Consider the following 26,259-nt stretch of genomic DNA (forward strand, 5'->3'; position numbering starts at 1 on the left):
TTACTGTTTCGCAGGCGTTCTCCCAATTAACTGCTATTTATTCGGTTCCAGCGTCTTGGTGTAGACGATTTCGCCCAAGCCATTGCGCAGCGTGACGGTGAACAGGTCCTGCTCATCGAGGTCGACGTGGCCGAAGAACTGGCCCTTGCCATCGCGCGGCGACTGGTTGGTGCTGCCAGACAGCGAGAAGTCCACGCGTGGTCCGAAAGTGCCATCCATTTGGTTCGGCCCGAAGGAACCGGCATTGACTGGACCGGCCACGAATTCCCAGAACTCATTGAACTCGCTGAAGGCTGCACGCTCTGGAGAGTAGTGGTGCGCCGCGCAATAGTGCACATCCGCGGTCAGGAAGACGACATTCTTGATGCCGCGGTCCTTAATGGCCTTGAGCAGGCGGGCAAGTTCCAGCTCGCGGCCTAGTGGTGCGCCGTGGTCTGCGTTGGAAATTGATTCCTGCGCCTTGCCGTCCGGAACAATGATGCCCAGCGGCAGGTCGTTGAGAATGACTTTCCAGGTTGCCTTGGACTTGGCCAAGGAATCGACTAGCCAATTCAGCTGCTCTTCGCCGAGAATTGAAGTGGACTTCTCTTCCATTCCGGCGGTGTTCTCGGACTTGTAGCTGCGCATGTCCAATGCGAACAGGTCCATTGCTGGACCACGCGAGATTTTGCGGTAGATGCGTGCTGCCTCGAATCCGGTGCCTGCGCGCATGGCGCGCGGGTCGGCGATCGGCTGGTATTCCTGCCAGGCCTGGCGGCCGCGGGCGGCAAGGGTGTTGATATCGCGCACCGTGTAGCGCTCATCTTCGATGACCTCACCCGGCCACCAGTTATTATGGGTCTCGTGGTCATCCCACTGGGCAATCACCGGAACCTCGGAATACATGGCACGCACGTTGCGGTCCATCAGGTTGTAGCGGTGCCGCCCACGGTACTCGGCCAGGGTTTCGGCCACCTTGGAGACTTCCTCGGTGACCAAGTTGCGCCAGATCTGGCCGTCCGGTTCCACAACTTCTGCGGCAATCGGGCCGTCGGCGTAGATGGTGTCGCCGCTGTGCACGAAGAAGTCCGGCTTGGTTGCATGCATGGCCGCGTAGGCGCGCATGCCACCGATTTCTTCGTTGATGCCCCAGCCCTGGCCAGCGGTGTCGCCGGACCACACAAAACTCTGGGCACGGGAGGCGTCGTGGTTGCGGCGACCGGTCAACGCCGGTGCGGTGCTGAACCAGCCGTTCTGAGTCTCGCCAAGGGTGCCGTTATCGTCCTCGAAACCGATGCTGACCGCGAAACGGGTACCGGCAGGCAGATGCTCGGCATTGATCTTTGCAGTGAAGTCAGTGGCCTCGCGGGCGTAGGCACCGCGCAAAGTCTTGGCGAAGGATCCACGGCCGCGGATGATTTCCCCCGCTTCGTCCACCGCACGCAGCTGCGCGCGCAAGCGGCCTTCCCCGGAGCTGCGAGCCCAGAGTACGGCATTGCTGGCAGAGACATCCCCCATGGAAAATCCGCTGGTCAATCCCAGGCGGGAACGCACGAGTCGGGGACTGCTGGAAGCCAGCGCTGTTCCAGTGGGCCCAACCAAGGTCAAAGCACCTGCGCCAATGGCGCCGGTGAGCAATTTGCGTCGCGAAATATTATTCATGGGATTCAGTGTTCACGACTTGATCAGCCATTTCCTTGAGCCCAGATGAACACCAAGAGAAATCGTTCGTGTCCAGTCCACACCACGAATCCAGAGATCCTGAACTCCAAAGCACGCCCATTACTGGCAGACTAGAAAAATGAGTTCACCTCAAGTCATTTCTGGCCCGCCGTCGGCTGGCCACCCAGTTCCTCCAGCTGTGCGCACTGCAGCCGGCCAGGCGGAAATCGAGGGTATCTGGCAGAACGCATTTGGCGGGATAACATACCGGCTTGGGCAGGGCGAGCCGATGCGCTTCGCCAAGTGGTCGCCGGGATGCCCTCCCGAAGAGGACGGCGATCTCCTGGCTGAAGCCCTGCGCATGCGGTGGGCGGGAGAATTCATCAGAGTCCCCGAAGTGCTCAGCTGCGGACAGCATGCTGGCGGCCAGCTGCTCGTCACGGCAGCATTGCCCGGGCACAGTGCAGTCAGCGAGCTTGGCAAAAGCGATCCGGCGCGATCCGCGTTTGCAGTGGGCGCCGGTCTGCGCCACCTGCACGATCGGCTGCCGGTCGACCAGTGCCCCTTCAGCTGGGATCTGGAATCCCGCATCCAGCACCTGCCTGCCCGGGAGCAAGCTGCTTTGCTGGCTGAAGTCCCGGAGCTTGATCTCGTGGTCTGCCATGGCGATGCTTGCCTGCCCAACACGATCATCACCGACAGCCATGATTTCAGCGCGCATGTGGATATGGGGAAATTGGGTCTTGGAGACCGCTGGGCGGATCTCGCCGTTGCCGCATGGAGCACCGAGTGGAATTACGGGCCTGGTTTCGAACAACATGTCTACGCCGGGTACGGAATCGAACCCGATGAGCGGAAGGCGTCGTTCTACCGAAAGGTCTGGGACGCAACCTAGGAGGCCGAGCCGCTAGCGTGCCACGTAACGGTGCTCGGGACGGCCACGAGTTCCGTATCCAAGCTGCAGCTCCAGGGATTCATTGGCCACCAGCGCCGCCAAATACCGTTGCGCTGTCGCACGGGCAACCCCAATTGCCTCCGCGACCTCGGCGACGCTCATGGGTTCGGTAGCATCCTTGACGCAGGAAAGAACTGCCTGTTCGGTGGGGGCGGCACCCACCGATGCGTTGGTTTCTTCGCCCCCTTGGAGCGCCCGGTACAACCGGTCCACGCCCTGCTGGTTGAACTCCGCGGTCCCGGTCAATTGGCGACGATAGCGAGCCCAGCCTTTGAGCTTGGCGGCCAGGGTCTTGGCCTCAAAGGGCTTGATGATGAACGCCAGTGCGCCCGAGCGCAACGCTTTGTCAATGTTCTTCGGTTCAATCGCCGCGGAAATCATGATCGCATCAACATCGAGTTCTCTCAGCAGCTCGATTCCACTGACATGCGGCAGGTAGAGATCCAGCAATACCAAATCAGGTTTCAGGCTCTGCACCATTTTGGGCACAACACGCGGATCCTGCACAGGCTCCAGGGCCTGGAACCCGGGAATGGCGTTGACCATCTCAGCGTGCAGCTCTCCTACCCGGAAATCGTCATCGACAATTAGCACCCGGTAGTTGCCGCTGGAATTCTCGCTCAATGTTGCGCTCCTTCAATCTCGTCGTTTTCCGTATTGGCTGGCTCGACCAGTACGGCCGGCAATCTTGCTGCGATAACTGCCCCGGAACCATCCGTCCCGCGGTCCGCTATCCAGACGTCCCCGCTGCGGGCTTGGGCGAGCCGTCTGATCAGCGGCAATCCGACGCCATGGCCATGATCACCGCCCAGATGGGATCCGGTGCTGACGTCCCGGGTGAAGATATCCTCGTCGGTGGTAATGCCGGGTCCAGAATCGGCCACGGCTATGTGCAAGGTGTTCCCTTCGGAGAGCAAGTCGATTTCCACCCAGGGTTCTGCATCTGTGCAAAGAGCTGCAGTGAAGGCGTTATCCAGCAGATTCCCCAGGACTGCGGTGGCGTCTTGGGCATCGTGGGCCGAGGCGATGTGTCCGAAAAGCATGGATTGGGCAGACACTCTCAGTTCTATGCCTTGTTCGTGGGCGCGCACCGCCTTCGCCGAAATAAACGCCGAGAGGTAAGCGTCCTGGATGGCCTCCAGCCCGGGAACCTGAGCGATCTTCGGCCCGGATTCCATCACCTCACGCAGGTAGTCTTCTGCCTGTTCGATCTTGCCCAAGTTGATCAGCCCGAGGACTGCGTGCATCCGGTTGGCGAATTCATGGCGCTGGGCGCGCAGCGCATCGGCCATGTCCTGGACTGCATCGAGTTTGGTGCCCAGCGCTTCAAGGGTGGTGACATCATGGAGCAGCACGACCAGTCCGAGGTCCACTCCGTCACGGTCGACCTTGGTCACGCGGGCTATGAGCGAGTTGCCATTGGCCGCAAAGCGCACCGGTGCCGGGTCGCATTCCTTGATCGCCCTGACCAGCCGGTGATCCAAACCAGCGGATTCAAAGTGGCGGCCGACCACGTCTTCCAATTCGGTGCGGTGCGGCAGTCCCAGCAATTGCCTGGCGGCCCTGTTGCGCACGGTAATCCGGCTATCGGCGCCAATGCCCATGACACCTTCGGTAACACCGTAGAGCACGGCCTGCTGGTCCCTGACAAGCTGGGCAATTTCGGCCGGTTCCAGCCCAAGGGTCTGGCGCTTCAAACGGCGTACGGTGACTCGTCCGGCAAGCACTGCCAAGGCTGCGCAAATCACCGCAAGCAATACAATCCAGGCGAAGGACCCAAGCAGTGCCCCGGTCAAGGAGTCAGTGGTCACGCCCACGGAAACCTCTCCGATGACCGCACCCGCGTTACTGTAGACCGGGACCTTGGCGCGCACCGATTCACCAAGGGTTCCGTGTTCCCGGGAGACCGCTTCAATGCCTTCCAGCGCCACCGGGTCAGTAGAAACCATTTGGCCCAGTTCCTCGGGGTTCGGATGGCTCAAGCGCAGTCCGCGGTCCTCGGTAATCACCACGAAATACGCTTGCTCTTGCCCAATGACAGCGCCTGCCAGTTGCTGCAGTTTTCCATCGGCGAGCGCCTTGGCATCCAGCTCGTCCAGCTTTGCATAGTGCGAGACCTGCTCAACTACTTCCGGCAAGACGGCCACCGAACGAGCTATGGTCAGCGAGGTATCTTCGGCTTTCGAATAGACGCGGTCATAGCTGGCGAAAAGCGTTCCGGCGGTAACGAGAACAATCAGCACACCTACGACCAGAAATTGAAGCCGCATGATGCGTGATGCGAAATGCCGGGTGCCGGCGCCAGAACGGAACATGCCACCCAGCATAAACCCATCTTTCCACTCTCGTGATTTTAATGAGCAAAAAGTTGGCAAAGAACTTAAGCCTTCAACAATAAGCACAAGACGCGCAAAGTGAGCACCGACACGTACCTTGAATGGGTGCCCCTCCTAGCTTGTGGGGACTAAGGATTCACTCACACTGAAATGGAGGTCGGGTCAATGCTCGTTGTACTCGGATTCCTCATGGTCGCCACCTTCATGGTGCTGATCATGACAAAACGCATGACGCCGCTGCTGGCATTGATTCTGGTTCCAACCATCTTCGGCTTGTTCACCGGTGCTGGATTCGGCCTTGGCGACATGGTCATGGACGCGGTCAAGGACATGTCCAGTACCGCAGCCCTGCTGATGTTCGCCATCATGTACTTCGGCATCATGATCGACGTCGGCTTGTTCGACCGATTGGTCTCCGGCATCCAGAAGCTAGTGGGCAACGACCCCGCCAAGGTCGTCATGGGCACTTCGCTGCTCACCGGCGTAATTTCCCTCGATGGCGATGGCTCGACCACCTTCATTGTGGTTACCGCGGCTCTGCTGCCGATCTACCAGCGCCTGGGCATGAGCCCTGTGGTCCTGACCTGTGTTGCAGGCCTGACCAATGGCACGCTGAACATCGTTCCCTGGGGCGGCCCAACGGCCCGCGCGGCAGCGGCACTTGGCGTTGACGCCTCGGAAATCTTCGTGCCGATGCTCCCTGCGCTGGGAATTTCCCTCATTGTCATTGCCCTGTTCGCATGGCAGATGGGCGTATCCGAACGCCGCCGCTTGCAGCGCGAGCGTCCGGAAATCTGGGGCACCGAACTCGGTGGCGGCAACGTTTCCACCCCAACCGGAGGAAAGAGCCCTGCTGGCACTTCCCCTGCCGGAGGCAACCTGGCCGTACTGGAATCCGTGGCTCGCAAGGGCGATGGCACCGAAGCTTCCACCTTGGACGGCACCGTCCTGGATCCGGATCGCGAGACCCTGCGCCCCAAGACCTTCTACTTCAACCTGGCACTGACCGTCGCCATCATGGTGCTGCTGGTAGTCGATGTCACTCCGTTGCCCTACCTGTTCATGGTGGGTACCGCGATCGCCTTGATCGTCAACTTCCCCAAGGTCTCCGACCAGGTGAAGATGATCGCCGCGCACTCCAGCGAAATCATTGCCGTGGTCTCCATGGTGCTCGCCGCGGCAGTGCTCACCGGCGTGCTCTCCGGCACCGGCATGGTTGATGCCATGAGCCAGTGGCTGGTGGATGTCATTCCTACCTCCATGGGTCCATACATGGCAGTACTGACCGGGCTGATTTCGATTCCAGCTACCTTCCTGATGAGCAATGACGCCTTCTACTTCGGTGTCTTGCCAGTTCTCGCCGAAGCCGGCGCGCATTTCGGTGTACCAGCGGTGGATATGGCTCGCGCCTCCATCACCGGACAGCCAGTGCACATGCAGTCTCCGCTCGTTCCAGCCATCTTGCTGCTGGTGTCGCTCTCTCGTGTGGACTTGGGCGATCACCACAAAAAGGTGCTGTGGCGTGCGTTGGTGGTCTCCTTGGTCATGCTCGCTTCGGGCATGCTCCTTGGTGTCATCCACATGGGCTAACGCCCCAGGACCAAAGGTCCGTCGTCAGCCAGGCTCCGTGCCACCCGGACATTTCCAAGCGGGTGGCACGGAGTCCGGTGTTTAACCCGGGCTGACCCTGTTGGCAGCCCGCCGGAGGCTGCCGCATGCAGCTATTCGAGCACCCAGTTGCTTCTTCCCGCCAGCCATTGACGGTCTGCACAGGGCGCCGGTTCAGCAAGCACAGTTTCCCGTGAAAAACTGGAGGCAGGGCAAGACGTGCACAGCGCGTGCTTCCCCTGGACCGGATGGACACGCCACTGGGCCACACCGCGAATTCGACCGTCTTCTCCCGACGCAAAGGAAGGCTCCAGCGCATGGAAAGAGAACCTCTGGACAACAGCATCTCCCTGGCCCAGCTCGAAGCGGTTGTCATGATTGTGGACTATGGTTCCTTCACCGCCGCCGCGGATATCCTTGGTATCTCCCAGCCCTCCTTGTCCCGGCGCATTAGTGCGTTGGAGCGCACTCTTGGCATGCCCGTGTTCCGGGCCGCTGGAAGGGACATGGTGCTGACCGAGGTTGGCCGGAGCATCATTCCTGCCGGCCGCCGCGCACTGCGTGAAGTCGCCGCGATCGGAACCATTGCCTCTTCCACGCGTGCATTGGCCACCGGATCCCTGCGCATCGCGGGGTTGCCTTCCCTGGTTGGAGGAATCATGCCCGAATACATCGGCCCCTTCCATCGCCAGCACCCCGGTGTCCGGATAGAGATCCTGAGCGTGGAGGACGACGAGCAGCTTGCCGATGCGCTTCGCCTGAATCGCGCCGATGTGGCTTTTGGCGTGAACGAGCGCATCCCCGCGGACCTCATCGGCAAATCCCTGCGCGATCAGCAATTCTCGGCGGTCGTATCCGAGGATACCGAGGTGGACCCGGACACTGGGCTAAGCACTGAATTGCTCAATTCCCTGACTCTGGCCACCCTCCCCCAGGGCACGTCGATTCGCAAGATCACCGACGAAGTTTACCGGAGCTTGAAGGCCACCGCTCCGCGGCTCATCACCACAACGCAACGCGACGCATTGGTCCATCTGGGCATCGCCGCCGGCGGCATCACCTTGGTTCCACGGATCATGGCCAGCACCGCAGTGATCTTCGGCGGCAAGCAGGTCCCGCTGAGCTTGCCAGCCAGCAGGCCCCTGGGCGTCATCTACCGCCGCGAAGAATACCGCAATCCGGCGCTGGGCGAATTCCTCGAATACCTCTGAGACAGAGATCTCCAGGCGGTTTCCGCTCTCCTGAACCTGCGCGCGAAATCGGCCTTTCATGCGCTGCATGCATGGCTCTAATCAATCATGCTATTGGTTCCAGCGGCGTTCCACGTGGTCAGCTTGATGGGTAATCCGGCCATGGTCCTACCAAGGAGAGCAAGATCGTGAATTCCCAACGAACACCTTCCTCTGCCAGGCGTAGTTCCAAACGGCCGCGGCGCCGGGTAGCTGCCATCATTGCAGCGGCGCTGGTGCTAGCAGTAGTTGTGCCGACCAGCATTGCCTTCCTGCGCCTGCAGGGAAATATTTCCGTCTCGGCGCTCAGGGCGTCTGAAGCGGATGTCCCGGACTCCAGCGAAGGCCTGAATCTGCTGGTGCTCGGTTCCGATAGCCGGGATTTCAGCTCCACCGGCTTCGGCACGGATAACGGTTCCCGACGCAGCGATTCCATGCTGCTTGTCCACTTGTCGCCAGGCAACGAGCGCATCGAGGCGGTCCAGATCCCACGCGATACCGTATTGCAGCGCCCGGCCTGCGCGGATACCGGGTCCGGCGCCTATGCCGGAGGATACGGCATGATCAATTCTGCGCTGAATTACGGTCCCGCATGCTCTGTCGCCGCGGTGGAAACGCTCACCGGAGTTCACCTGAACCACTTCATTGAGGTGGATTTCGAGGGATTCATTTCAATCATCGACGCACTCGACGGAGTCAGCGTGTGCCTGGCCCAGCCAATGACCGATCCGAAAGCGAACCTGGATCTTCCAGCCGGGCTGCAGGAGCTGGACGGAACCGATGCGCTTGCCCTGGCCAGGACCCGCCATGCCGTTGGCGATGGAAGCGACCTCGCTCGGCTCGGAAACCAGCAGAAGGTCATGTCCGCAATAGTCCAGCGTGCCACCAGCAAGGAAGTTCTCGCACGCCCGGACCGGCTCTACTCTTTCCTTGACGCGATTACCTCCTCGATGACCGTTGACCCGGAACTGAGTTCGCTACCGGAACTTGCAGGATTGGCTGCGCGGGTCAAGGACGTTCCCACGGACAAGATCACCTTCATGACCATGCCGACCCAGCCTGCACCATCAAACGCCAACCGGGTTGTCCCGGCTCCCGACGCGACCCTCATCTTTGAACGCATCAAGCAAGACATCCCGGTGAATCCGGATTCCGAGTCCGAATCCGGCTCCGAATCCGATGCAGGAGAAACTGCCACGGCGAAAACCTCCGCCCGGCAGCTTCCTGTCAGCATAGCCAACGCAGCGCGAGTGAGCGGACTGGCCGGCAAATTCGCCAACGAAGCCACGGAGCAAGGCTTCACCGTCACTTCAATCACTACCGCGGCGTCCTTGCAGGCGCAAACACGGCTGCTGATTCCGGATACTGATGCAGCCAGGAAAACAGCCGACGCATTCGCCAAGGCAGTCGATCTCGACATCGAGGCAACAGTCGCCGATGTCGAAAGCATCGAATTGATCCTGGGCCAGGATTACCAAAACCTGGGGCGGCCAGAAAAGCAGCCCGTCAAGGTGAACAGCCGCAAAGCAGACCAGAAACTCTGCGGCTGAGCCGGCCCCAAGGGCAGGCCGCGCCACCGGAAAATCCTGCCATGCCGCGATGGCTGCCAGGCGAATCTCCGTTTGCCCGCGGCTGTTGGCCTTCGTATTCCGGCTGGGCTGCACCTGCCAATTCCGTTTGACCGCGTCCCTTGCAGCGAGGTGATTCACAGTGAGCATTGCAGGCATCAATGGCAATGAATTCATCGTGCTGGCCATTTTGGCGGCCGTGCTGCTCGGACCTGAAAAATTGCCGGACTACGCAAGGAAACTAGCCACGCTGATTCGCGAGTTGCGCCGACTCGCCTCTGGTGCCCAGGAACAACTCCGCGAGGAGCTTGGCGAGGATTTCGCGGACATGGATCTGAAGAAGTTCGATCCGCGGCAATATGATCCTCGAAGGATCATCAGCGAAGCGCTGCGAGATCAACTCGAAGAGCCGCCTGCCCAAGGATTCCCGGATTCTGCCCGCTCAAGGGGACCCGAGACCAGGAGTTCATCATCACCGCCAGAACCCTCCGGTCCGGCCCCTTTTGACGACGAAAGCACTTAGGACGCCACTGCTCCTTGCCGCAAGTGTCCGCTGGCCGCGCGAGCAGTGAATACGGATCCGGTGGACAGGATTCATTCATCGCAGTCCCCAAAGCTCCACCCGGTTCCTTCATCCGGATCGCACGGATTCCGGCATCTATCCGCAACCGGTCCAGCTTCGCTGATTCGCCGGCCAACCGTGATGGCCGGCGAAAAAGGATTCCCGGGATCGGCCACCAGCCTGCTGCCGGCCTAGCTTGCAGGCATGCCGGCGCTCCAATTCGGAACGGTATTTTTCCTAGTAGTGCCTTCACAGCAATTCAGGGAGCAGGCGCCACTGCCCGGGCCCAGCGCTTTGCTTCCGGCGATGGTCGATGACTCCGGCTGCTCGCCACGCACTTGCGCTGCCCGTTCCAGGACCAGATCGACCAAGCCGCTGACAAACGACGGTGAGGTGCCAACACTGCCGGCACGGAGAAACGCCATCCCCAACTCGCGCGCGGTATCTGCCGCTTCGGTATCCAGATCGAATTTGACCTCCATGTGGTCCGAAACGAATCCGAGGGGTACAACCAGAACGCCCTCAGTTCCAGTTTCCGCAAGCTCGCGCATGCGGTCATTGATGTCCGGTTCCAACCAGGGAGTGTGCATGGATCCAGAACGGGAGCAGTACACCAGTTCGGCATCCAGCTGCTCCTCACCAGCTAGTTCCCCGCCAATCCAGGCCATGAGCTCCTCATGCTGCCGCTGGTAGCCGGCGGTGAACTTCTGCGATGATTCTTGCATCGCAGTAGGGATCGAATGGGTGACATATAGGATCTTGTGCCGGTTGCGGTCCAGGCCGCCGACGAGCTGCTTGAATTCCTTCAAACCCTTCCGCACGCAGTCCAACTGCGCATGAGCGAATCCCGGATGATTGTAGTACTGCCGGACTTTATCGATCACCACCTCGAGGCCCTCTTCTTGCAGTGCCGCCACAGTTCCGGCGAAATCCTCACGGTATTGCCGGCACGAGGAATATGAGGAGTAGGCCGACGTATCGATGGCCAGGAACCTTCTCGAGCCGTGCCTGCGCGCATGGTTTCCGACCACTTCGGTGAGGTACGGTTCCCAATTCCGGTTCCCCCAGAGCAGTGGCGTATCGATGCCGCGGGCTGCGAATTCCTCTTGAACGGCTTGCTGCAAAGCCTGGTTCTGCTCATTGATCGGAGATTTTCCGCCGAACATGTAGTAGTGCTCGCCCACCTCTTCAAGGCGCTCGTCCGGAATCCCTCGTCCCCGGGTAACGTTTTGCAGGAAGGGCAGAACATCTTCGGGCTTTTCCGGCCCGCCAAAGGACATCAGCACAACTGCATCAAACGGCGCTACCTGCATGTTTCCCATCGGGATCGTCCACGCTTTCTTCTCGGGCAACTGCCGCCATGGGCAAAATTCCCCGGAGCTGGCAGTCGCAAGCAATTACCTAGATTAGCTTTTATCTAGCCAAGCTAACAATAATTGCTTTGCCTCCTAATCGCCAGCGGGCGTCGCCGACCCCTAACGACTGCCCAGGCTATGAGCCAGTTCCAGCTCAATGCGCTCATTGCGGAACTGATGACCGGCATCGAGCAATTTGCGCGGGACAATTTTCTGATCGGCCATGGCCAGAAGGTGGGACCCTTCGGCTCCCAGCAGCAATTTGGGAGCCGCGGCAGGAACCGGAATGATGGCAGGCCGCCGCACTGCGCGCGCCAAGGCCCTGGTGAATTCGGCGTTGCTCACCGGCTGCGGTGCCACCGCATTGACCGGACCTGCCAATTGCGAATCCCAGAGCGCGCGATGGTAGATGTCCAGCAGGTCATCAAGCCCGATCCACGAAAGCATCTGCTTTCCCCCTGCAAGGGGACCGCCCAGGCCTGCGGAGAATACAGGACGCAAAACGGCGAGCATCCCGCCTTTGGGGCTCAGCACGATACCGGTCCTGATCTGCACCCGGCGCATGCCGCTGTCCCCGGCATTCGCCGCACGTTCCCAGCGGTCCACCACGTCAGCCAGGAAATCCGGAGTCCCGGCCCGCGGGGAATCGGTCTCGTCCAATGGGTGCGGTCCGGCTGAAGCACCGTAGAATCCGATGGCCGAAGCGCTGATGAAGGTCCGGACACCTGAACGTGACGCCAGCAGGGCAAGGGATCGGGTCGGTTCGATGCGGCTGGAGAGAATTGCCTGCCGATGCGCTTGGCTGAACCGGCCGAAGATGCTGGCTCCGGCCAAATGGATGACCGCGTCGCAGCCATCGAGCAGGCCCGGGTCAGGATCCAGCGGATTCCAGCGCCGTTCGCTTGCCGATTCCGGCTCGTGCCGCACGAGCTTGACGACCCGGTGCCCGCCGGTGGACAAGAAGGCGCACAAAGCCTGTCCGACTAATCCGCTTGAACCGGTCAGCGCTATCACCAGCGGCTTCAACCCGGCCTGCGCCGCCCGCTGGTGTGCGGCAAAATCGTCTGCCAGCTGGCGGTGGCGGTATGCAAGCATCGATTCGATCTGCCGTCCTGGCATATTCGACTGGATGCAGTCACCCACGGTCGTGCACTGCGCGCCCGCGGGCTCGAAGTAATGCTCATGCCGCCACTGCACCACCCGGGCAGGAAGGCCGCGAACCCCTTCGGGTTCAAGCTGGTCGACGAAACTGCGGTTCTCCGCGAACCCCTCAGGCTGGTGCTTGGCATTCCACAGCACTCCGCCGGGAAGGCCCAGCACGGCCGTCCCGTCCTTCAGCGAACCGGCTTCTTCAATGACCTTCAGCGGAAGCCACGGTGGCAAGAGCCGCTGCATGGCCCCGGGTCGCGAGAACCAGTCAAAGACAACGGATGCAGATGCCGGAAGTTGGCTGGAGCGCTCAGTGTTCATGGCCCCATCCTAGAGGCTTCAGGCAGGCCGGTTCCCGAGGATGGGAAATTGCTGGATTCCGTCGCAATGTCTGGTCCGGCGCCGCAATGAATCCCTCGGTTTCCTGCAGCACGCTATCCCGGCAGACTTGGAGCAGGAACAAGAACTTCTGGACAGAGCTTGATTGCGGACAACTAACGGACCGGCTGTTGCCCGAAGCGGCTGCCAATGCAACCAGAAAGCTAGGCATACCATGCAGGAAGATAGTCGAAGGGAGGATCCTCGCCCACCCGCCCGTCGATGGCTTCACGCAAGAGATCCGCATGCCCTGCATGCCGCCCATACTCTTCAATCAGGTCGCAGATGATTCTGCGTATCGACGCATGCTTGCCTTCGAAGGCCAACCCCGAGCCCGTGTCCAGCTTCCTTTCCTCGATAACGGACTGCTGGATTCCTCGGCTTTTGGCCACGGCCCGGTCGTAGCGTTGATAAAGATTCTCCGGATCCTCTTCCAGATCAACCACGAAGTGCTCGCGCCCGTTGGCAGTGAACCCAAGGAGGACTTCAGGTCGTTGCCCGGCAATGAAGTAGGTGAATTTCTCATCTTCGACAAGGGCAAGATGCTGGAGCAATCCGCCCAGGCTGAGCTGGCTGCTGGGCAACTTGGTTGCCAGCTGTTCGATGTCCAGCCCGTCGGCCTTGTATCTGAAAGTGGCGCGCAGCCTGTCAAGCATCCCGAACAGATGCTGCTGGTCGGAGCCGCTCATTGGCGGTTCCCAGGGAGGCAGGATTTCCATGGCGTACCCCTTTGCGAGAAGTGTGAGTTGGCGTACCAAACTGGTTTCATCGGCCCATGAATTGAATAATTAGAAGTATGCCTCTGACCGCCGCCATTTTGGAACCCTCGCAGTGGATGCCGCATGCCGCTGAGCATGAAGCACGGGCTCGGGCCTTTGGCGAACCTTTCGTGGAACGGCGGATGAAGGGCAAGAAGCATCCCATCGAGGACTTCCTGTTCACCTATTACACGCAAAAGCCGGGCCAGCTCTACCGCTGGCATCCAGGGATGAACGTGGTTCTAGCCGGAGACGCGGCCCAAGAACGCGGCGAGTGGAAGTTCTACCGCAGAGTCCAAACCGGCCACGGTACGGGATACCACTTCGATGCGGAGGCATTCGGCAAGGCGCGTGCCCGGGCCATCGAGTTCGCCCGCATCATTCTGGCCGGCACCGCGCAGCGGCCAGGAAACTTCTCCTGCTTCGGCCTGCATGAATGGGCGATGGCCTACAAATCCGAGGCCAACGGCATCCGCCATGAATACCTCCCGCTGCGCTTGGGTGCGCAGGGAACCGACGAAGTGGTGGAAACCCACAAGATCCGTTGCACCCACTTCGATGCATTCCGCTTCTACACTCCCCAGGCGATCGAGCTCAACGAGCTGCAGCCGACCAGGGAAACCCAGCGCGACCTGGAACAGCCCGGTTGCCTGCACGCCAACATGGATCTGTACAAGTGGGCCTATAAGCTCTCCCCTGCGGTGCCAAGCGACTTGGTCATGGACTGCTTCGAGCTCGCCTGGGACATTCGCACCATGGATATGCAGGCGTCCCCCTATGATCTGGGCGATTGGGGCCATGAACCCATCCGCATTGAAACTCCCGAGGGCAAGGCCGCGTACGTGAGATTGCAAAAGGAATTTGCCCAGCGTGCCGACTCGCTGCGCAATCAATTGCTGGAAGTCGCCAACAACCTGCCAATCTTCCCGGAAGACTAGAACTTATTCGCGGCCGCAGGCAAGATTGATCCATGGTTACTGCACGGGGCCTTCGCCTGATTCCGGCCGGTATCGCGCTCGGCTGCGTGAGCCTCTCGCTGGCTTCCTGCGCCACCAGCATCGGACAGGGGCCGCAGACCCAATTGGAAATCACCATTCGCGATGACGGCAGCGAAATTTCACAGCAGTACTCCCTGGAATGCACCGGCGAACAAGCCGCTGAATCCAGCACATTGCCGAACGCATCCAAAGCTTGCTTGCAGCTCGAGCTTGAACCCGGTGCCATTGCCGGAGAAGTTGATCCCCAGGAAATCTGCACCGAAATATACGGTGGACCGCAACGGGCCGAAATAAGCGGAACCCTGCACGGCGAGACGGTGAATACGAGCTTTTCCCGGCATAACGGCTGCGCCATCGATCGTTGGGATGCCGCCTCGTTTCTACTCGGTTCCGTGAAAACATGAGTCGATAACCCCTGAATAACTGCGCGGAGAAACTAGAATAGTAAGACTATGGAGTTTTTCCTGCTGGTTATCGCGCTGCTATTCGCCACGATCCTGATTGTCGGCATCGGGGAACGCATTAAATTGCCCTACCCGATCTTGATGCTGATTTTCGCGACGCTGGCAGGTTTCTTGCCGTTCATGCCCGAAATGCATATTGAGCCCGAGCTGATCCTGCCGATCTTCTTGCCGCCTTTGCTTTTCGCTACGGCCCAGCGCAGCAGTTGGTCGGTGTTCCGCTTCCGCTGGAAGGCCCTGATCCGGCTGGCCGTGGTGCTCATCGTGGTGACAGCAGGCACCGTGGCCGCTACCGCGCTGGCCTTCTCCCCCATCGCTTCCATTCCGCTGGCATTGGCGTTGGGCGCAGTAGTGGCCCCGCCTGACCCGGTCGCGGTGGATGCAATTGCCACCAAGGTGAAAATGCCGCGGCGCCTGACGTCCCTGCTGGAAACCGAGGGCCTGTTCAACGACGCAATGGCCATCGTGATCTTCCAGTTGGCCGTCCAGGCAACCCTGAATGGCTCGGAAGTCGGACTCGAAATCATTCCGCAGTTCCTGCTCGGTGCCGCAGGGGCGGTAGTCCTGGGTCTGGCCATGGGCTGGGCCATCGGCGCCTTGAACCGCTTCGTTCCCAACCTGGCAGCGCGTTGCGCGGCCACCTTGGTGGCACCTTATGCGGTCTACATGATTGCGGAGGAGCTGCATATTTCAGGGGTCATCGCAGTGGTGGTGACGGCCCTTGAAATGGTGCGGCGGGACCGCCCCCAGGACTCTGCCGAACGCCTAACCCGGCAATCCTTCTGGGAAGTGCTCGAGCTGCTGGCCACCGGCCTGGCTTTCGGCTTGATGGGCATCGAGATGAACCAGGTGATCCAGGAGGAAGGCAGCAACCTGATCGGCTTCATCCCGGGCATCGCCGCGATCTGCTTCGTGGTCATCGCAGTGCGTGCGCTGTGGATGCTGGCGACCTACTACCTGCCCAACCGCAGCAAGCCCAAGATTCCTGCGCGCAAGGATGCGCTGGTGCTCACTTGGTGCGGCATGCGCGGGCTGGCGACTTTGGCCTTGGCCCTGGCACTGCCCAAGGTCGCAGCGGATGGATCGGCCATCGAGGGACGCAACTTCGTGGTGGTCGCCGCTTGCTCCGTCTTGCTGTGCACTTTGGTGCTCCCGGGCCTGACCTTGCCAGCGCTGATGCGCGTGCTGAAGCTGCGCAACAACGAGCAAGATGCCAAGCGTGCCCGCCGGGCCCTGGCCCGCCGCGCCGAGGCTGTCGCACTGGCGGCGCTGCGCAAGAACGTGCAGCTCGAAGAGCTGCCGGAGAATTACCAGCAGGCAGTGCGCCGGCGCATGAACTCGCTGCATACCATCCTGGCCAAGGACCCGGATCCGCACGATGCGATCTCGGACGAAAAGTACACGCAGATTCGCGCGGTGATCGCCAAGGCCGATTCGATCCAGGCCATCGCCCTGGAAGCCGCCCGCGACGAGCTGCTCAAGGCCCGCCGCGAACCGAATATCGACCCGCACATCGTTGACGAGATTGTCGGCCGCCTTGACCGACGCACCGCAACCCTGGATCGCTAGGCGGCCTTGCGCTCCAGCTTCACGATGACTTCGTAGTGGCTGGTCTGCGGGAACATGTCCATGACGCGAGCCTGCTGCGGAGCGTAGTTCTCCAAACGCTCCAGGTCCCTGGCCAGTGACTTCGCGTTGCAGCTGGAGTAAATGATGTGCTGGACATCGGACTCGTTCAGCCACTTCGATAGCTCTGCGGAGATACCGCGGCGCGGAGGATTCACGATTACCGCCTCTGGCGCCCAGCCGGCACCCAGCGCGAATTCGGTTGCGTCTTGGACCCTGAAATGGATGTCATCCAGCTCCATGGTCTTGGCGCTGGTCTTTGCCGATTCAACGGCTTCCCCGCTGGTCTCGATGCCGTACACGGTACGGTCCTCGGTAGCGCAATGCAGTGCGAAACCACCCACCCCGCTGTACAGATCCCAAACGCTTTCGGGGTTGGCATCGTTGATCCATTGGCGGGCCTGCCGGTACAAGGCGGCAGCGATCTCGCTGTTGGTCTGGAAGAAGCCCTGGGGGCGCAGGTGCATCGGTACGCCGTTCAGCCCGAATTCCAAGGTGGTTCGGCGGGTAAGAATGATTTCTTCTTCGCCTTCCAGCACTGCCTTGTGCTCAGGCAAGAAGTTCACCGACACCACGCTGTGGCGTGGAAGCTGCTCAAGGAATTGCGGCAGCGAATCACGCAGTGCCACAAAATGCTTCTTGGTGCGCAATACCCAACGGACCATCACCGAACCGGTATCCGACAGGGTGAGAATCACATGCTTGAGTTCGCCCTTGCGCTTGGGAACGTCGTAGGGAATGAGCTTCAGATCATGAATGAACTGCTCGATGACCGGGAATACGGCACGTAGCGGTGCTGCGATGACTCCGCAGTTGCGCAGATCGACACCGTGGCCGTCGGCATCCAGGATGCCGATGGTCGGCTGGCCGGTGGTTCCGGAAATGACCATTTTGGCTTTGTTGCGGAAGCCCTGTTCGCTGCTGGCTTGGGGCGGAAGGAATTCCAGGCCCGGGAAGCCGGCCAGCAGCTGCTGGCAATCCGCCACCTTAGATTGCAGTTGATGGGCGTAAGGCACCGTCATCAAGGTGCATGAGCGGCAACGGGAGGCAGAAAAGTAAAGGCATTCCATGGTGCTTATGATTTTAGCGAAGATCGGCCGGCACCGAGCACAGAGAAATCTTGGCGCTGATTGACCGCAAATTTTCAGCTTTGGCCGCTAAGCTCTCAATTGATCAAAAGTTACTGAGCAGAATCCCTGCATGATGCGAAAGCCATACGGGGAAGGGTTGTTTAACCGCGAAAGGACAGATGGCACTTCATACCGGGCTATCCACGCATCGCCGTGGCATTGCATTGCTTGCACTCCCCCTTGCTGCCGTGATCGGCGCCTGCACGAGTTGCGCCGCTTCTTCACCCCAGGCTCATGAAGTTTCTTCCACCCCGGTTCCCGCCCCGTCTTCCAGCAGTGCCACCGAAAAATCCCTGCCCGCTCCGAGCAAGGCCGCAGCAAGCTCCAGCGTCCCGCTTCCGGCTCCAACCGGGAACAATGCCACTGCTCCCACCACGACTCCGAGCAATTCAGCCAAGCAGCCCGCCGGCACTCCGGCCAAGCCCGAAAGCTCCAAGACATCGCTGTCGCCCCTGGCCTCGGGTGCCAACACTGGTGCCTCCATCAAGGCGCTTCCCAGTTCAGCGGCCGAAATGTCCAAGGCCACCACACAGCTGTTCGCTGCAGTGAATCGAGGCAAGCTGAAGGACGTCAAGTCAGCACTCAAGGATGGAGCTGACCTCGACGCGCAGGACGAGGCCGGTCGCACCGCGCTGATGCGTGCAGTCATCAACAAGAACCCTGCCATCGCCAAGACCCTCTTCGAAGCAGGCTCGGATCCCGACAAGAAGGACGACTTCTACGAGTCGCCGTTCCTGCGCGCGAGCGCCAATGGCCAGGTTGAAACGCTGAAGCTTCTCATTGACGGCGGGGCCGACCTCACGGCGGTAAATCGCATGGGCGGGACCGCCTTGACCGTCGCCAGCGAGAATGGCCGGGTTCAGGCCGTGCGCCAGTTGCTCCGCACCGATATCCCGGTAGACCAGGTTAATGACCTGGGCTGGACGGCCCTGCACGAAACCATTGTCCTGGGCCAGGGCACCGCCAATGCCATCACCATCGCGCGTTTGCTGATTATCAACGGGGCAGACCCGCATTTGGAGGACCACTCCGGTTCTGATGCATTCAAGCTAGCGCGTGAACGCCAACAGAGCCAGATGCTGACCATGCTGCAGGCCGCAGCCAAGCGCTGAGTCCTAGAGGGCGTCGAGGTAGAACCAGGCGCCGTCCTGCTTCACGAAGGTGCTGACCTCATGCTGCTGCGCTTCATGCCGGCCGTCGCGATAGTTGGCAGCGAATTCAACCACCCCGCGGGAGGCCGCCGCGCCGCCAGCACGGGTTGAAATGATCTCCAAGCCGGTCCAGCGCATCTGCGAATCCACGTCCAGTTCCTTGGGCCTCGTGCTCTCATGCCAGGTCGCCAGCAAATACTGCGACAGCCCCAGCACGAAGGCGCTGTAGCGTGAGCGCATCAGCTGCTCCGCGGTCTGCGGCAGCAAGGAGCCATCTTCCCTTCCGTCATGCAAGGGCTTGCAGCAGTTTTCGTAGGACGGCTTCACAGCGTCCAGGGCTCGGCAGGCGCAGACGGTTTGACTAGCATTTTTCACAGTTTCAGCATACGCGTCGAGCGCGCTTCGACAACCCGTGAGCCTAAGATCACATGACTTAAACCGCAGGATATCGGTGCTATCGCGCACAGGGACGTTTTCCCCATCACATTCACGGGTAGACTATGAAGGCAAGCTCGCGGAGCGCCAAATCCCCCTGGTGTGAGACGGCATCTCCGTGTGGCATTTAACTTAACCTCGCCAACAGGAGATATGCCGGATGCCCCGCATCGTTGTAGATGTCATGCTCAAGCCAGAAATCCTTGACCCTCAGGGCAAGGCCATCGCGGGAGCTCTTCCCCGCCTAGGCTTCACCTCCTTCGAAGCTGTCCGCCAGGGCAAGCGCTTTGAACTGTCCGTGGACGGCGAGGTGACCGAAGAAATCCTCGCCCAGGCTCGCGAGGCTGCAGAAACCCTGCTTTCCAACCCGGTGATCGAAGATGTCGTCAACGTCGAGGTATTCGAAGACTAATGAGCGCCGAACTTCCCCTGATTGGCGACTATTCAACGCCAAGCACTGAACTTTCCGGAGCGCGCATCGGCGTGGTGACCTTCCCGGGCACCCTCGATGACCGCGACGCCGCTCGCGCCGTGCGCGCAGCCGGTGCCGAAGCGGTGTCCCTGTGGCACGCCGACACCGACCTGCAGGATGTCGACGCCGTGGTGATCCCCGGCGGCTTCTCCTACGGCGACTACCTGCGCGCCGGCGCGATCTCCCGCTTCGCACCGATGATGGCGAAGATCGCAGATGCCGCGAACTCCCATGCCAAGCTGCCCGTGCTGGGCATCTGCAACGGTTTCCAGATCCTCACCGAGTCGCACCTGCTGCCCGGATCGATGATCAAGAACGACCACTTGAAGTTCATCTGCCGCGATCAGCTGCTGCGCGTGGAGAACAACCAGACCGCATGGACCAACGGCTTCGAAGCAGGCCAGGAAATCACCATCGTGCTGAAGAACCAGGATGGCCAGTACGTGGCCGACGAGAAGGTCCTGGACGAGCTCGAAGCTGAAAACCGCATCGCGTTCTCCTACGTGGGCTGGAACCCGAACGGCTCGCGCCGCTCGATCGCCGGCGTGAGCAACAAGGCCGGCAACGTTGTCGGCCTGATGCCGCACCCGGAGCACGCCATTGAGGCCGGCTTCGGCCCGGACCACCGCGGCACCGACGGGCTGGCATTCTTCACCAGCGTTCTGACCCACCTTGTTGGAGGCAAAAAGTGAGCCAGGAAGCCACTAAGGAATTCAATATCGACACCGTCGATAACGCAGCGGGCACCCCGGATGTAGAACTGCCATGGGCAGAGCTGGGCCTGAAGGACAACGAGTTCGCCGAGATCGTGAAGATCCTGGGCCGTCGTCCGACCGCCGCTGAATTGGCCATGTACTCGGTCATGTGGTCCGAGCACTGCTCGTACAAGTCCACCAAGAACCACCTGCGCCAGTTCGGCCAGAAGGTCACCCCGGAAATGAAGAAGGACCTGATGGTCGGCATGGGCGAAAACGCCGGTGTCACCGACCTGGGCGACGGCTGGGCCGTGACCTTCAAGATCGAGTCCCACAACTCGCCTTCCTACGTCGAGCCGTACCAGGGTGCCGCTACCGGCATCGGCGGCATCGTGCGCGACATCATCTCCATGGGCGCCCGCCCGATCGCCGTGATGGATCCGCTGCGTTTCGGCGCGATCGACCACGAGGACTCGCAGCGCGTCGTGCACGGCGTGGTCTCGGGCATCGGCGGCTACGGCAACTCGCTGGGCCTGCCGAACATCGGCGGCGAAACCGTCTTCGACCCGATCTACCAGGGCAACCCGCTGGTCAACGCACTGGCCGTGGGCGCACTGCGCCACGAGGATCTGCGCCTGGCCAACGCCTCGGGCGTGGGCAACAAGGTCGTGCTCTTCGGTGCGCGCACCGGTGGCGACGGCATTGGCGGCGCGTCGGTGCTGGCCTCGGAGTCCTTCGACGACACCAAGCCCTCCAAGCGCCCTGCGGTGCAGGTGGGCGACCCGTTCGCCGAGAAGGTGCTCATCGAGTGCTGCCTGGAACTGTTCAAGGCCTCGCTGGTCGAGGGCATCCAGGACCTGGGCGCCGCAGGCATCTCCTGCGCCACCAGCGAACTGGCTTCCAACGGCGAAGGCGGCATGCAGGTCGAGCTGACCAACGTGCTGCTGCGCGATTCCACCCTGACCCCGGGCGAAATCCTGATGTCGGAGTCCCAGGAACGCATGATGGCCGTAGTCACCCCGCAGAACATCGAAGCGTTCGAGGCCGTCATGGCCAAGTGGAACGTGGAGTACTCCTGGCTGGGCGAGGTCACCGACACCGATCGGCTGATCATCACCTGGAATGGCGAAGTCATCGTGGATGTGGACCCGAAGACCGTCGCCCACGACGGCCCGGTCTACGACCGCCCGTATGCCCGCCCGCAGTGGCAGGATGCGCTGCAGGCTGACACCTTCAAGTCCTCGGAAGCCGGCGCCAACCTGCCAGCTACCGGCGAAGAGCTGAAGGCCGCCGCCCTGGAGCTGATCGCCAGCCCGAACATGTGCGACAAGTCCTGGATCACCAACCAGTACGACCGCTACGTCGGCGGCAACACCGCGCTGGCCGCCCCGGATGATGCCGGCGTGATCCGCATCGACGAGTCCACCGGACTCGGCGTGGCCATCGCCACCGATGCCAACGGCCGCTACACCTACCTGGACCCGTATGCCGGCGCCCAGCTGGCGCTGGCCGAGTCCTACCGCAACGTCGCCACCTCCGGTGCGATCCCTGCGGCGGTTTCGGACTGCCTGAACTACGGCTCCCCAGAGGACCCGGATGTCATGTGGCAGCTGGCCGAGGGCATCCGCGGCCTGTCCGATGCGTGCATGGAGCTCGGCGTCCCGGTCACCGGCGGCAATGTCTCGCTGTACAACCAGACCGGCGACAAGGCCATCCACCCAACCCCTGTGGTGGCGACCCTGGGCAAGTTCGACGACGTCGCTCGCCGCACCCCTTCGGGCTGGCGCGAAGAGGCCGACGGCCAGGCCATCTACCTGATCGGCACCACCGCCGATGAGCTGGACGGCTCGGAGTTCGCCAACCTGCGCGGCCACCTCGGCGGCCTGCCGCCAAAGGTCGACCTGGCTGCCGAGAAGGCACTGGGCGCAATCCTGATCAACGCCAGCCGCGACGGCATGATCGACGCCGCGCACGACCTGTCCGAGGGCGGCCTGCTTGCAGCGCTGTCCGAGATGGTCCTGCGCTACGGCGTTGGCGCCCGCGTGGCCCTGGACGAGATCAAGCAGCGTGACGGCATCGATTCCTTCACCGCGCTGTTCTCGGAGTCCCAGGCACGCGCCTTGGTTGCCGTTCCACGCAGCGAAGAGGTCCGCTTCAACGACATGACCAGTGCCCGCGGTGTCACCGTGGCCCGCATGGGCATTGTCGATGCGCAGTCCGGCGTCCTGGAAGTCCAGGGCGAGTTCACCGTTTCGGTGGACGAGCTGCGCGAGGCTTCCGAGGGCACCATGAAGAAGTACTTCGGCTAGTTTCTGGCCCACCCCTGGACGGCGGTTCTCCTCATCGAGGAGAGCCGCCGTTTTGCATGCCTGGATGATGTGGCGCTAAGCAGTGCTCCAAGGTCTGCTCCAGCCCCGAGTCCGATGCGTTCTGGCGCCTGTGCGGCTGGGCTGGAGACCGGTCGAGGCGCAATCTCCGGATATAGTTGACACGTCAATAACTTTGAGTCATGATTGATGCATCAACAAAGTTCTGGACTACAGGGAGCACGCAATGAACGCCTTCGAGAACATCGAATTCGGCCTCGACACCTTTGGCGACGTACCCAGCGACAAGTCAGGCAAGCTGGTAACCCATGCCCAGGGCATCCGCGCCACGGTCCAGGAAGCCATCGCGGCCGATCAGGCCGGCGTCGATGTGATCGCTGTCGGCGAGCACCACCGCCCCGAATACGCCATCTCAAGCCCCGAGACCGTTCTGGCGGGCATTGCCACGGCGACCGAGCGGATCCGCCTCGGATCCGGCGTGACCGTGCTGTCTTCCGACGATCCGGTCCGCGTCTTCCAGCGCTTCGCTACTGTGGATGCCTTGTCCAACGGCCGTGCCGAAGTCATGCTGGGCCGCGGCTCCTTTACCGAGTCCTTCCCGTTGTTCGGCCATGACATGGCTGACTACGAACTGCTCTTCGACGAGAAGATCGACCTGTTCCACAAGCTGCTCGACGAAAAGCCGGTGACTTGGCAGGGAACCAAGCGTGCAGCGCTGACCGACATGGAAGTCTTCCCGAAGACCGAGTCCGGCCGCCTGAACACCTGGGTGGGAGTGGGCGGTTCCCCGCAGTCGGTCATCCGCACGGCGCACTACGGATTCCGCATGATGCTAGCAGTCATCGGCGGCTCCCCCGAGCGTTTCGCACCCTACATCGACCTGTACCGCCGGGCCAACGACCAGTTCGGGCACCCAACCCTGCCGGTGGGCCTGCATTCACCTGGCTTCGTCGCAGAAACCGACGAGTTGGCCCGCGAGCACATGTTCGACGCCTACAAGGAGCAGCGCGACCGCATCGGCGCCACCCGCGGCTGGAGCCCAATGAGCCGCGGCGAATTCGAGCACGAAATCAGCGAAGGATCGCTGTACGTGGGCTCTCCGGAAACCGTGGCGCGCAAGATCGCCAAGACCATCAAGACCTTGGATATCGGCCGTTTCGATTTGATCTACTCGGGCGGCGCAGTAGAAGCCAGCGCCCGCCTGCGTGCAGTGGAACTCTACGGCGAGAAGGTCATCCCGTTGGTGCGCGAAATGCTTGCCGAGAGCTAAACCCGGATTCGAAGACATGCCTGAAGGAGAGAAAATGACACAGCAGACCATCGGCATCCTGGGCGCCGGGAAGATCGGCACGGTCCTGGCCCGCCGCGCCCTGCAGGCCGGCTACAAGGTGCTCATCGCCGGTTCCGGCGACCCCGGCGCCATTGCCCTGACCATTGAGATCCTGACTCCGGGTGCCGTGGCCGTGGATCCGGCAACCGCCGCACGGGAAGCCGACATTGCCATACTGGCCTTGCCTCTGGGAAAGTACCAGAATATTCCGGCTGCCGAGCTTGAAGGCAAGCTGGTTATCGATGCCATGAACTACTGGTGGGAAACCGACGGCATCCACGAGGACCTGAACGACCCCACGGTGTCCACCAGCAAGTTGATCCAGGAGTTCCTGCCAGGTTCGCGGATCGTCAAGGCCTTCAACCACATGGGCTACCACGACCTCGAGGACGAGTCCCGTCCAGCCGGCGCCGAGCGCCGCAAGGCCATCGCGATCGCCGGTGATCTGGGCGCCGACGTCGATCAGGTAGCACTGATCGTTGATGATTTCGGCTTTGATCCGCTGCCGATCGGCCCTTTGGCTGAAGGCTTGCGCCTGCAGCCGGGCCAGCCTGCTTTCGGCGCGAACAAGCCGCGGGCCGAGCTCGCCGAACTCATCGATGCCGCGCAGGTCCAGGCCTCAGCCTAGCTGCGCGAGCACCTCGTTCAGCGCTTCGGTGGACGAGGGGTGGGTGAAGATCTGGTCGCGCAGTTCAGCGGCAGTCATGTGCTGCCGCATGGCCAATGCCACCAGGTTGACCACCTCCTGGGAGTCCACGTGCATCAGCGCCGCTCCGAGGATCTGGTCGCTGCGCGCATCGATGACGAACTTGATGATGCCCCGCGGGTCGCCCACGATCTTGGGGCGCGGCATCGCGGCGATCTCGGAAACTTTCTTCACCGCGATCTTGGCTTGGAACCCCTGCTGCGCTGCCTGCTCTTGGCTCAAGCCAACGCGAGCCAGCGGCGGAGTGGTGAAGATGGTGTACGGAACAGCAACCCGGTCCTTGGTGCTGCGTGATCCGTCTCCCAGCAACTGGCTGGCCAAGACCCGGTGGTCATCGAGCGAGACATAGGTGAACTGGGGTCCGCCGTTGGCATCGCCCAGGGCATAGATGCCCTCGACATTGGTGGCCAGGAACTCGTCAACCGCGACTTCCCCGCGGGAGCCCGTCTGGACCCCGGCGGCTTCCAGCCCCAGACCGGCAGTATTCGGCACGCGCCCAAGCGCAATCAGCACGGCATCCGCCTGCAGCTGGTGCACCTCGCCCCGACGCTCGTAGCTGACGGTGGCGCCTTGCTCGTCCTGGCTGATCGAACGCACCGAAGCCGAACTGATGATCTCGGCTCCGGCATCTTCCAGGCAGGCCTGGACTTCCCCGGCCACATCCGGGTCTTCCTTGGACAGCGCACGGCTCCCGCGATCCAGCACGGTGACTTTCGATCCGAACTGGGCAAACATCGAGGCGAACTCGATGCCGACATATCCCCCGCCCACCACAGCCAGGGCCTTGGGCAGCTGGGCATGCTGGATCGTTGTGGAGTCATGCACCCGCCCGCCGATCTGCGCTCCTTCGATGTCCGGGATCGCAGGTAGCGCGCCGGTGTTGATGATGATCTTCCCTGCGCTCAGTTCCAGCCCTTCGGAACCGGCACTGACCTTGATGCTTCGAGGCCCGGTGAATGCGGCCTTGCCATTGACCACCAGCACCGACTCCAGGTCGTCGAGCATGGAGAAATTCTTGGCGCGCATCATGGCGGTGAGCTTGTCCCGGCGCTGGACGGCCTCCTGGAAGACCTGCTGGTCGTATCCGGCGCCATCCCGGGATTCGGCATCATGGATCAAGGCCTTGGTCGGCACGCAACCGATATTGATGCAGGTGCCGCCATACATCTGGGAGGACTGCTCGATCACCGCCACCCGCTGTCCTGCCTTGGCCAGGGTACCTGCCAGGGTCTTGCCGCCTTTGCCCCACCCGATCACGATCGCATCGAGCTTTCCGTCCGCGTTTGCCGAACCCACGATAATCCCCTAGCTGTCGCCGTCTTGTCCTAGCACGAGTCTTGTTCCCGCAGGCCGCTTCCGTCAACCTTTGCCCGGACAGCCCGGAGATGA

The 26,259-nt window shown here is 61.5% G+C and carries 23 protein-coding genes; 14 read left to right on the forward strand and 9 right to left on the reverse strand.

Going from position 1 to position 26,259, the window contains the following annotated elements; genetic code table 11:
* Positions 1 to 33: 33 nt before the first annotated feature.
* On the reverse strand, positions 34 to 1,641 hold the full coding sequence (locus AC1Z36_RS01065; RefSeq protein WP_332488426.1) for an alkaline phosphatase D family protein: 1,608 nt from the start codon (positions 1,639 to 1,641) through the stop codon (positions 34 to 36).
* A 139-nt stretch (positions 1,642 to 1,780) separates the two neighbouring features.
* Between AC1Z36_RS01065 and AC1Z36_RS01070 the strand changes: the two genes are divergently transcribed.
* The gene (locus AC1Z36_RS01070) at positions 1,781 to 2,536 is read left to right on the forward strand and encodes an aminoglycoside 3'-phosphotransferase (RefSeq protein ID WP_332488424.1); all 756 of its coding nucleotides are present in this window, start codon (positions 1,781 to 1,783) and stop codon (positions 2,534 to 2,536) included.
* 12 nt (positions 2,537 to 2,548) lie between these two features.
* Here AC1Z36_RS01070 and AC1Z36_RS01075 read toward each other — a convergent pair whose 3' ends face one another.
* Positions 2,549 to 3,220 (reverse strand): response regulator, encoded by a 672-nt coding sequence (locus AC1Z36_RS01075; RefSeq protein WP_105657990.1) that lies wholly within the window; start codon positions 3,218 to 3,220, stop codon positions 2,549 to 2,551.
* Positions 3,217 to 4,911, reverse strand: coding sequence for a sensor histidine kinase (locus AC1Z36_RS01080; protein ID WP_332488422.1), 1,695 nt, complete (start codon positions 4,909 to 4,911; stop codon positions 3,217 to 3,219). The genes AC1Z36_RS01075 and AC1Z36_RS01080 overlap by 4 nt, the downstream gene beginning before the upstream one ends.
* Positions 4,912 to 5,097: 186 nt before the next feature.
* Between AC1Z36_RS01080 and AC1Z36_RS01085 the strand changes: the two genes are divergently transcribed.
* From AC1Z36_RS01085 to AC1Z36_RS01100, 4 genes are all read left to right on the forward strand, one after another.
* Entirely contained in the window at positions 5,098 to 6,522 is a 1,425-nt protein-coding gene (locus tag AC1Z36_RS01085; protein WP_105657989.1) for a CitMHS family transporter, read from the forward strand.
* Between the two features lie 335 nt (positions 6,523 to 6,857).
* Positions 6,858 to 7,751, forward strand: a complete 894-nt coding sequence (locus AC1Z36_RS01090) for a LysR family transcriptional regulator (RefSeq protein ID WP_105657988.1) — start codon at positions 6,858 to 6,860, stop codon at positions 7,749 to 7,751.
* Between the two features lie 167 nt (positions 7,752 to 7,918).
* Positions 7,919 to 9,319 carry an LCP family protein gene (locus tag AC1Z36_RS01095; RefSeq protein WP_146112293.1) on the forward strand — a complete coding sequence of 467 codons (1,401 nt, stop codon included), beginning with the start codon at positions 7,919 to 7,921 and terminating at the stop codon, positions 9,317 to 9,319.
* A 160-nt stretch (positions 9,320 to 9,479) separates the two neighbouring features.
* The gene (locus tag AC1Z36_RS01100) at positions 9,480 to 9,860 is read left to right on the forward strand and encodes a twin-arginine translocase TatA/TatE family subunit (protein ID WP_286134254.1); all 381 of its coding nucleotides are present in this window, start codon (positions 9,480 to 9,482) and stop codon (positions 9,858 to 9,860) included.
* Between the two features lie 230 nt (positions 9,861 to 10,090).
* On the opposite strand, the gene AC1Z36_RS01105 is transcribed toward AC1Z36_RS01100, so the two are convergent.
* From AC1Z36_RS01105 to AC1Z36_RS01115, 3 genes are all read right to left on the reverse strand, one after another.
* Positions 10,091 to 11,221: a ferrochelatase gene (locus tag AC1Z36_RS01105; RefSeq protein WP_105657986.1), complete on the reverse strand. Its 1,131-nt coding sequence runs from the start codon at positions 11,219 to 11,221 to the stop codon at positions 10,091 to 10,093.
* Positions 11,222 to 11,374: 153 nt separating this feature from the next.
* Positions 11,375 to 12,724, reverse strand: a complete 1,350-nt coding sequence (locus AC1Z36_RS01110; RefSeq protein WP_105657985.1) for a TIGR01777 family oxidoreductase — start codon at positions 12,722 to 12,724, stop codon at positions 11,375 to 11,377.
* Between the two features lie 221 nt (positions 12,725 to 12,945).
* Complete coding sequence (locus tag AC1Z36_RS01115) at positions 12,946 to 13,500, reverse strand: DinB family protein (RefSeq protein ID WP_105657984.1); 555 nt, start codon at positions 13,498 to 13,500, stop codon at positions 12,946 to 12,948.
* A 77-nt stretch (positions 13,501 to 13,577) separates the two neighbouring features.
* On the opposite strand from AC1Z36_RS01115, the gene AC1Z36_RS01120 reads away from it, so the two are divergent.
* The 3 genes from AC1Z36_RS01120 to AC1Z36_RS01130 are packed head-to-tail and all read left to right on the forward strand — an operon-like array spanning position 13,578 to position 16,567.
* A complete protein-coding gene (locus AC1Z36_RS01120) occupies positions 13,578 to 14,477 on the forward strand; it encodes a 3-methyladenine DNA glycosylase (protein ID WP_105657983.1) in 900 nt (299 codons plus the stop codon).
* A gap of 32 nt (positions 14,478 to 14,509) precedes the next feature.
* A complete protein-coding gene (locus AC1Z36_RS01125) occupies positions 14,510 to 14,941 on the forward strand; it encodes a hypothetical protein (protein ID WP_105657982.1) in 432 nt (143 codons plus the stop codon).
* 48 nt (positions 14,942 to 14,989) lie between these two features.
* Positions 14,990 to 16,567 (forward strand): cation:proton antiporter, encoded by a 1,578-nt coding sequence (locus AC1Z36_RS01130; protein ID WP_105657981.1) that lies wholly within the window; start codon positions 14,990 to 14,992, stop codon positions 16,565 to 16,567.
* Here AC1Z36_RS01130 and AC1Z36_RS01135 read toward each other — a convergent pair.
* Positions 16,564 to 17,694 (reverse strand): methyltransferase domain-containing protein, encoded by a 1,131-nt coding sequence (locus AC1Z36_RS01135; RefSeq protein ID WP_483561572.1) that lies wholly within the window; start codon positions 17,692 to 17,694, stop codon positions 16,564 to 16,566. The two genes, AC1Z36_RS01130 and AC1Z36_RS01135, sit on opposite strands and share 4 nt — an antisense overlap.
* Positions 17,695 to 17,873: 179 nt before the next feature.
* Between AC1Z36_RS01135 and AC1Z36_RS01140 the strand changes: the two genes are divergently transcribed.
* Entirely contained in the window at positions 17,874 to 18,866 is a 993-nt protein-coding gene (locus AC1Z36_RS01140; protein WP_105657979.1) for an ankyrin repeat domain-containing protein, read from the forward strand.
* Positions 18,867 to 18,869: 3 nt separating this feature from the next.
* Here AC1Z36_RS01140 and AC1Z36_RS01145 read toward each other — a convergent pair whose 3' ends face one another.
* The gene (locus AC1Z36_RS01145; RefSeq protein WP_181148880.1) at positions 18,870 to 19,280 is read right to left on the reverse strand and encodes a YchJ family protein; all 411 of its coding nucleotides are present in this window, start codon (positions 19,278 to 19,280) and stop codon (positions 18,870 to 18,872) included.
* Between the two features lie 220 nt (positions 19,281 to 19,500).
* Here AC1Z36_RS01145 and purS point away from each other — a divergent pair, with 220 nt between their 5' ends.
* The 5 genes from purS to AC1Z36_RS01170 all read left to right on the forward strand — a co-directional run bounded on the left by purS (position 19,501) and on the right by AC1Z36_RS01170 (position 24,792).
* The gene (gene purS, locus AC1Z36_RS01150; protein ID WP_102598679.1) at positions 19,501 to 19,752 is read left to right on the forward strand and encodes a phosphoribosylformylglycinamidine synthase subunit PurS; all 252 of its coding nucleotides are present in this window, start codon (positions 19,501 to 19,503) and stop codon (positions 19,750 to 19,752) included.
* Positions 19,752 to 20,504 carry a phosphoribosylformylglycinamidine synthase subunit PurQ gene (gene purQ, locus AC1Z36_RS01155; protein ID WP_105657978.1) on the forward strand — a complete coding sequence of 251 codons (753 nt, stop codon included), beginning with the start codon at positions 19,752 to 19,754 and terminating at the stop codon, positions 20,502 to 20,504. Before purS ends, purQ begins: the two co-directional genes overlap by 1 nt.
* Positions 20,501 to 22,816, forward strand: coding sequence for a phosphoribosylformylglycinamidine synthase subunit PurL (gene purL, locus AC1Z36_RS01160; RefSeq protein ID WP_105657977.1), 2,316 nt, complete (start codon positions 20,501 to 20,503; stop codon positions 22,814 to 22,816). The genes purQ and purL overlap by 4 nt, the downstream gene beginning before the upstream one ends.
* A 244-nt stretch (positions 22,817 to 23,060) precedes the next feature.
* Positions 23,061 to 24,104: an LLM class flavin-dependent oxidoreductase gene (locus tag AC1Z36_RS01165; RefSeq protein ID WP_105657976.1), complete on the forward strand. Its 1,044-nt coding sequence runs from the start codon at positions 23,061 to 23,063 to the stop codon at positions 24,102 to 24,104.
* A gap of 16 nt (positions 24,105 to 24,120) precedes the next feature.
* On the forward strand, positions 24,121 to 24,792 hold the full coding sequence (locus tag AC1Z36_RS01170; RefSeq protein WP_105657975.1) for an NADPH-dependent F420 reductase: 672 nt from the start codon (positions 24,121 to 24,123) through the stop codon (positions 24,790 to 24,792).
* Here the strand turns inward: AC1Z36_RS01170 and AC1Z36_RS01175 are convergent.
* Positions 24,784 to 26,166: an FAD-dependent oxidoreductase gene (locus AC1Z36_RS01175; RefSeq protein WP_483561573.1), complete on the reverse strand. Its 1,383-nt coding sequence runs from the start codon at positions 26,164 to 26,166 to the stop codon at positions 24,784 to 24,786. The two genes, AC1Z36_RS01170 and AC1Z36_RS01175, sit on opposite strands and share 9 nt — an antisense overlap.
* Positions 26,167 to 26,259 lie beyond the last annotated feature (93 nt).

It is taken from the genome of Glutamicibacter sp. BS14, from assembly GCF_056934375.1.